At 55.0% G+C, this 6,558-nt stretch carries 5 protein-coding genes; all 5 read right to left on the bottom strand.

The window, feature by feature from the left end; genetic code table 11:
* Positions 1-116: 116 nt before the first annotated feature.
* Positions 117-890, bottom strand: coding sequence for a class I SAM-dependent methyltransferase (locus VGM48_RS13645; RefSeq protein WP_331579973.1), 774 nt, complete (start codon positions 888-890; stop codon positions 117-119).
* Between the two features lie 60 nt (positions 891-950).
* Entirely contained in the window at positions 951-2,735 is a 1,785-nt protein-coding gene (gene ilvB / locus VGM48_RS13640; protein ID WP_331579971.1) for a biosynthetic-type acetolactate synthase large subunit, read from the bottom strand.
* A gap of 46 nt (positions 2,736-2,781) precedes the next feature.
* Positions 2,782-4,461, bottom strand: coding sequence for a dihydroxy-acid dehydratase (gene ilvD, locus VGM48_RS13635; RefSeq protein ID WP_331579969.1), 1,680 nt, complete (start codon positions 4,459-4,461; stop codon positions 2,782-2,784).
* 73 nt (positions 4,462-4,534) lie between these two features.
* Entirely contained in the window at positions 4,535-5,428 is an 894-nt protein-coding gene (gene ilvE / locus VGM48_RS13630) for a branched-chain-amino-acid transaminase (protein ID WP_331579967.1), read from the bottom strand.
* 307 nt (positions 5,429-5,735) lie between these two features.
* The coding region (gene leuB, locus VGM48_RS13625; protein ID WP_331579965.1) for a 3-isopropylmalate dehydrogenase at positions 5,736-6,558 on the bottom strand (823 nt) is incomplete at its 5' end.

Genomic DNA, 6,558 nt, shown 5'->3' with positions numbered 1-6,558 from the left:
TAGTTTGTTAAATGTTTGCTCTTGTGGTTTGTTGAATGTTTGCTCTTTTAGTTTGTTGAATGTTTGCTCTTGTGTTTATTTATGCCTGATCTTTTAGTTTGTCGAATGTTTGTTTTTTATTGTTTGATGGCTTCTATGCGTAATCTTTTATAATTGCCGTACCAGTTATGGTTTCTGAAATTCGTGGGCCGTACCGCCTCCTGGATCTCGTCGAGAACCGGTTCGATGGCGGAGTCGGGGATATCCTTAAAGAAGGCGTTGCCGAACATTTTGATCCAGTCTTTTATACCGTTGTCGGTATCCTGTAGTTGGGTGGGCCGGTCAAAGTGGGAGGCGAAGCGAACGCGGAAGCCTCTTTTTTCCAGGAGGGTGCTGTATTCGCCCAGTGAGGGAAAATACCAGAGCTGGGTGGCGGCGTTGCTATAGTATCCGTGGCGGGTGAGGACTTTGCGGGTGGCGACGACGATCTCCTCTACATTTCCTTTGCCGCCCATTTCGAGGATGAAGCGGCCGCCGGGGCGGAGGGCTTTATAGATATTGTCGATGGCCTGTTCTTTGTCCAGCACCCAGTGAAGGGTAGCGTTGGAGAAAACGGCGTCGAATGGGGTATCGAAATGAAAACTGGTAGCGGACAAAACGCGGAAGTCGAGATCGGGATAGGCTGCGGCGGCGCGTCCGATCATGGAGGCTGAGTGGTCGATGCCGATGACGCGGGCGCCTGCTTGTGCGATCAGGTTAGTGAGATAACCGGTGCCGCAGCCGAGGTCGAGGATCCTTTCTCCTTGTTGGGGGGCCAGCAGTTGTACGACGTCTTCGCCAAATTTGAAGACAAAATTGTGTTTGTCGTCGTAAAGGCCGGCATTCCATTTTGTATCGAGCGTTGTTGTCATGTTCTATTCATTGGTGCGTACCGGGTCCATTTGTTATCGGGACCGGCGGGCGGTGCGCTGTTATTTAAGTCTGATCTCGCTGACGCTGCATCCCTGGGGTACCATGGGGAAAACGTTGTTCTCTTTCCCGGTGAATACTTCCAGCAGATAAGAGCCTTTATGGCTGAGCATGGCGGACAGGGCGGCGTGCAGGTCTTCTCTTTTTTCGACGCTTTGTCCGGCGATGCCATAGGCTTTGGCCACCTGGACGAAGTCGGGGCTGGCGATGTCCACGAAGGAATAGCGCCGGTCGTTGAACAGTTGTTGCCATTGGCGGACCATGCCGAGGAAGCGGTTGTTGAGGATCAGGATCTTGATATCTACGCCGCATTGCATGATCGTTCCCAGTTCCTGGAGTGTCATCTGGAAGCCGCCGTCGCCTGTGATGGCAACCACCGTTCTATCGGGGGCTCCGAATTTAGCGCCGATGGCGGCGGGGAGTCCGAAGCCCATTGTGCCGAGGCCGCCGGAGGTGATATTGCTTTTTGATTCGTTGAATTTTGCATAGCGGCAGGCTACCATTTGGTGTTGGCCTACATCGGTTACGATGATAGCGTTGCCGCCGGTCAGTTCATTGAGGGATTTCATGACTTCGCCCATCGTCAGTTGGCCGGTGGTGGGGTTCAGTTCGTCGTGGATGACGGCTTCGTCTTCCTGGCGGTAAAAATCCCTGAAACGTTGAAGCCATTCGGGGTGGGTTTTTTTATCGACGAGTTCGGTGAGCAGGGGGAGGGTTTCCTTGCAATCGCCCCAGATGCCGACGGTAGCCTTTACGTTCTTATCGATCTCGGCGGGGTCGATGTCGAGGTGGATCACTTTTGCCTGCCGGGCGTATTTATCGAGGCGGCCGGTGACGCGGTCGTCGAAGCGCATGCCGATCGCGATCATTACATCGCATTCGTTGGTCAGGACGTTGGGGCCGTAGTTGCCGTGCATACCCAGCATACCTACGTTGAGGGGGTGGCTGGTGGGAAGGGCGCTGAGGCCGAGGATCGTCCAGGCGGAGGGGATGCCGCTTTTTTCAACGAAGGTCTTGAATTCTTTTTCTGCTTTGCCGAGGATAACGCCCTGGCCGAAGAGGACAAAGGGTTTTTTTGCTTCGTTGATGAGGCGGGCGGCTTCCGCGATCGGTTCCGAGCGGACGATCGGTTTTGGGCGATAGCTGCGGATATGTTCACATTTCTTATATCCTTCGTAATTGAATTTCTGGATCTGGGCGTTCTTTGTGATATCGATGAGTACGGGTCCGGGGCGGCCGCTGCCGGCGATATAAAAGGCCTTGGCGAGGACGGAGGGGATCTCGGTGGCGTCGGTCACCTGGTAGTTCCATTTTGTTACCGGGGTAGTGATATTGATCACGTCGGTTTCCTGGAAGGCGTCGGTGCCGAGGAGGTGGGCGAAGACCTGGCCGGTGATACAGACGAGGGGGGTACTGTCGATCATGGCGTCGGCGAGGCCGGTGACAAGGTTGGTGGCGCCGGGTCCGCTGGTAGCGAAGACCACGCCTGTCTTGCCGGAGGAGCGGGCGAAGCCCTGGGCGGCGTGGGTGGCTCCCTGTTCGTGGCGGACGAGGATATGGGTGAGTTTGTCCTGGTAGTCATAGAGGGCGTCGTAGATGGGCATGATCGCGCCGCCGGGGTATCCGAAGATAATGTCGGCTCCTTCCGCGATAAATGCTTCGAGGACGGCGGCGGAGCCTGTCAACTCCCGCACCACGGGGGCCGTAGCTTTTCCCGAGGAAGCGCCTGCGGATTTGGCTTTTGTCCTGGCTGTGTCGGGGGCGGATGTTGTGGTGGTATTGGTCATAAAATGCTTTTTTTAATTGTGAAACGGACCCGGGTCCGCCGGAATATCATAGTTCGTCGGTTACGCAGCCTTCGGCGGCGTTCTTTACTTGTTTTGCGTATTTGTATAAGAGACCTTTTGTCGCTTTTAGTGGTGGTTGTTTCCAGGCGGCTTTTCTCCGGGCCAGTTCTTCGGGCGTTATTTTGAGGGTGATGGTGTTTTTTGTCGCGTCGAGTTCGATGGTGTCGTTGTCATTGACGAGGGCGATGGCGCCGCCTTCGTAGGCTTCGGGGGTGATATGGCCCACGACGAAGCCGTGGGTGCCGCCGCTGAAGCGTCCGTCGGTGATCAGGGCGATGCTTTTTCCCAGGCCGGCGCCGATGAGGGCGGAGGTAGGTTTTAGCATTTCCGGCATGCCGGGTGCGCCTTTGGGGCCGACGTGGCGGATGACGACGACGTCACCTGGCTGGATCTTTCCGGAGTTGATGCCGGCGATCAGTTCGTGTTCACCATCAAAAACCCTGGCGGGGCCTTCGAAGCGTTCGCCTTCTTTGCCGCTGATCTTTGCTACGCTGCCGCCTTCTGCGAGGTTGCCATAGAGGATCTGCAGGTGGCCGGTCGCCTTGATCGGGCGTTCGAGGGGGTGGATAATAGCTTGTTTATTAAAATCCAGGGAGGGGACGGCGGCCAGGTTTTCGGCGATCGTCTTGCCGGTGACGGTAAGGCAATGGCCGTGGAGCAGCCCTTTTTCAAGGAGGTATTTCATCACGGCGGGTATGCCTCCGTGTTCGTGGAGGTCCTGCATCAGGTATTTACCGCTGGGTTTGAAGTCTGCCAGAACGGGGATCTTATCGCTGATCGCCTGGAAGTCGTTTTGTGTGAGCGGGACGTCGACGCTTTTCGCCATGGCGATCAGGTGGAGGACGGCGTTGGTGCTGCCGCCGAGGATCATGATGGTGGTGATGGCGTTCTCGAACGCTTCGCGGGTCATGATGTCCTTTGGTTTGATATCTTTTTCCAGGAGGAGGCGGATGGCGGCGCCTGCGGCGAGGCATTCCTTCTTCTTCTCATCGCTGAGGGCGGGGTTGGAGGAGGAGAAGGGGAGGCTCATTCCGAGGGCTTCGATGGCGGCGGCCATGGTATTGGCGGTGTACATGCCTCCGCAGGCGCCGGCGCCGGGGCAGGAGTTCATGACGATGCCTTTGAAATCCGCATCGTCGAGTTTGCCGGCGATCTTTTGTCCGAGGGCTTCGAAGGCGGAGACGATATTGAGGTCTTGTCCTTTGTAGTGGCCGGGGGCGATCGTGCCGCCGTAGACCATGATGGAGGGGCGGTTAAGGCGTCCCATGGCGATCAGGCTGCCGGGCATATTCTTATCGCAGCCGGGCAGGGCGATCAGGCCGTCGTAGTATTGAGCGCCGCAGACGGCTTCGATCGAGTCTGCGATAATATCGCGGCTGACCAGGGAATAGCGCATGCCGTCGGTGCCGTTGCTCATGCCGTCGCTGACGCCGATCGTGTTGAAGATGAGGCCGACGAGGTCGTTTTCCCAGGTCCCTTTTTTTACGAGGTGGGCGAGGTCGTTGAGGTGCATATTACAGGTATTGCCATCGTAGCCCATGCTGGCGATGCCTACCTGTGCTTTTTTCAGGTCATCGTCTGTCAGTCCGATGCCGTAGAACATTGCCTGGGCGGCGGGTTGTGTTATATCCTGTGTGAGGGTCTTGCTGTATTTGTTTAGTTCCATTGCTATTGAGAATAATTAATAATTTGTTGCTACTGGTTATGTCGTTGGGGTGATTTTAGTTTGTTGATGCTAATTATATTGTTGCCAATTCTGTTTGTTTTTCAATGACTTTATCCTTGTAGGTCAGTTGGATCCGGCGGCTAAGGGTATCGGGAAAGGGTTTGCCGAAGGGTTTGTCATCCAGCGAATGCCAGCCGATCACTTCGGCGGCGGTTCCGCAGAAGAAGGCGGCGTCTGCCTGTAGCAGGTCGCGGGTTGAGTATTGGCCTTCTTCGATGGGGATATCCAGTTCGTGGCAGATCTCCAGGACCGTGGCGCGGGTGATGCCTGGAAGGATATTGCCGGTGGCGGGGGTAAATAGTTTTCCGTTCTTTTCGAAGAAAACGTTGGCGCCGGGGCCTTCTGCTACGTGGCCGTTCATATCGGTGAGGAGGGCTTCATCGAAGCCTTTGCCTTTTGCTTCCTGGCTGGCGAGGATCGAGTTGACGTAATGGCCGGAGGCTTTTGCTTCGATCTTAAATCCTTTCGGGTTTGGGCGTTGGAAGGAAGAGGTCATGACGCGCAACAGTTTATCACCGAGGAAGGGCGCCATTTCCCAGGCCTGGATAGCGGTATAGGATTCGGTATTGAGGTTGAAGCTCATGTTGGCGGGGGCATAGACGACGGGCCGGATATAGGCGTCCTGCAGCTTATTTTTTGCCAGGACATCGTAGGTGGCGGCGATCAATTCCGTTGTGCTGTAGTCAAAAGGCATATTCATGGCGGCGGCGGATCGTTGGAGGCGGTCGTAGTGTTCGACGGCCTTGAAGATCTTTGTGTCGCCGGCTGCGGTCCGGTAGGAGCGGATGCCTTCGAAAACGGCGTAGCCGTAGTGGAGTGACTGGCCGTAGAGGTCAGTTTTTGCTTCGGCCGCTTTTATGATCGAGCCGTCGAGCCAGAGGACCGTATTTTCATTATAGTATGCCATGATAAGATGTTTAAAAAAAAGCGACCCGCCTCGGGGAGGCGGGTCGCTGGTATTTTGTTTTTTTTATTTTGTTAGTACCACCCTCCTCCCTGACTTGCAGGAATAATAATCACCACGACCACAATAATTATTGCTATTGCGGTGGGGAATTTTCTGGTGATATGTATACTGCGTTGGTCCACGAAGGATGTTTGATACAACGAATGTACTTCCACCAAATGAATAAACAAAGAACTTTTGCGACTATTTTTCTTCCATTACCGTTTCACTGCGCTGGTCGCGGGCGCGGGGAGGGGGCGATGACCGGTTAAATGATCGTCGACTTTCTTAATTCGATATTGTTTTTATGGACATCGCCCGGGATCTTTCCGCCTACATAATCGCTGATGAGTTCGCCGATCGTGGAGGTGAAGTAGAAATTGATGGGGTCGATATCTTTTGTTACGAAGCCATTCTGCAGTGTCCAGTTGGCGGCTTCGCGGATCCTATCTGCTTCCGTGTGCATGCCGAAGTGATCCAGCAGCATGGCTGCGGATAAGATGCTGCCGAGGGGGTTGGCGATGTCTTTACCGGTGGCCTGGGGATAGGAGCCATGGATGGGTTCGAACAGGGCGGCGCCCTTGCCGATGGAGGCGGAGGGGAGCAGTCCGAGGGAGCCGCTGATCACGCTGGCTTCATCGCTGAGGATATCCCCGAACATATTTTCGGTCAGGACGACGTCGAATTGTTTTGGATTGAGGATGATCTGCATGGCGGCATTGTCTACGAAGAGGAAGTAGACTTTTACGTCGGGGTATTGGCCGGCGATATCCTGTACGACCTTTCTCCAGAGGCGGGATGTTTCCAGCACGTTGGCTTTGTCGACGAGGGTCAGTTTTTTCCTGCGTTGTTGTGCTTTTTTAAAAGCGAGATGGGCGATGCGTTCGATCTCGTCGCGGGTATAGGTGCAGTCGTCGAAGGCCCGGGTGCCTTCTGCGTTCAATTCTTTATTCCCGAAATAGATGCCGCCGGTCAGTTCGCGGAAGATGATAAAGTCTACGCCGTCGAGGATCTTTGCTTTCAGGGGGGAGAGGTGCTGGAGGGCCGGGTAGGTGGCTACCGGGCGGATATTGGCAAACAATTGCAGTGAT

Origin of the sequence: Puia sp. (genome assembly GCF_036500295.1) — a bacterium.
In the GTDB taxonomy this organism is placed as follows: domain Bacteria; phylum Bacteroidota; class Bacteroidia; order Chitinophagales; family Chitinophagaceae; genus Puia.
Note: the sequence above shows the minus strand (reverse complement) of the source record. Positions and strands in the feature narration are given on the sequence as shown.

Excerpts from the sequence above, each read along its gene's own strand:
- VGM48_RS13645 (WP_331579973.1), bottom strand. The coding sequence starts at position 890 with ATGACAACAACGCTCGATACAAAATGGAATGCCGGCCTTTACGACGAC.
- ilvB (WP_331579971.1), bottom strand. The coding sequence starts at position 2,735 with ATGACCAATACCACCACAACATCCGCCCCCGACACAGCCAGGACAAAA.
- ilvD (WP_331579969.1), bottom strand. The coding sequence starts at position 4,461 with ATGGAACTAAACAAATACAGCAAGACCCTCACACAGGATATAACACAA.
- ilvE (WP_331579967.1), bottom strand. The coding sequence starts at position 5,428 with ATGGCATACTATAATGAAAATACGGTCCTCTGGCTCGACGGCTCGATC.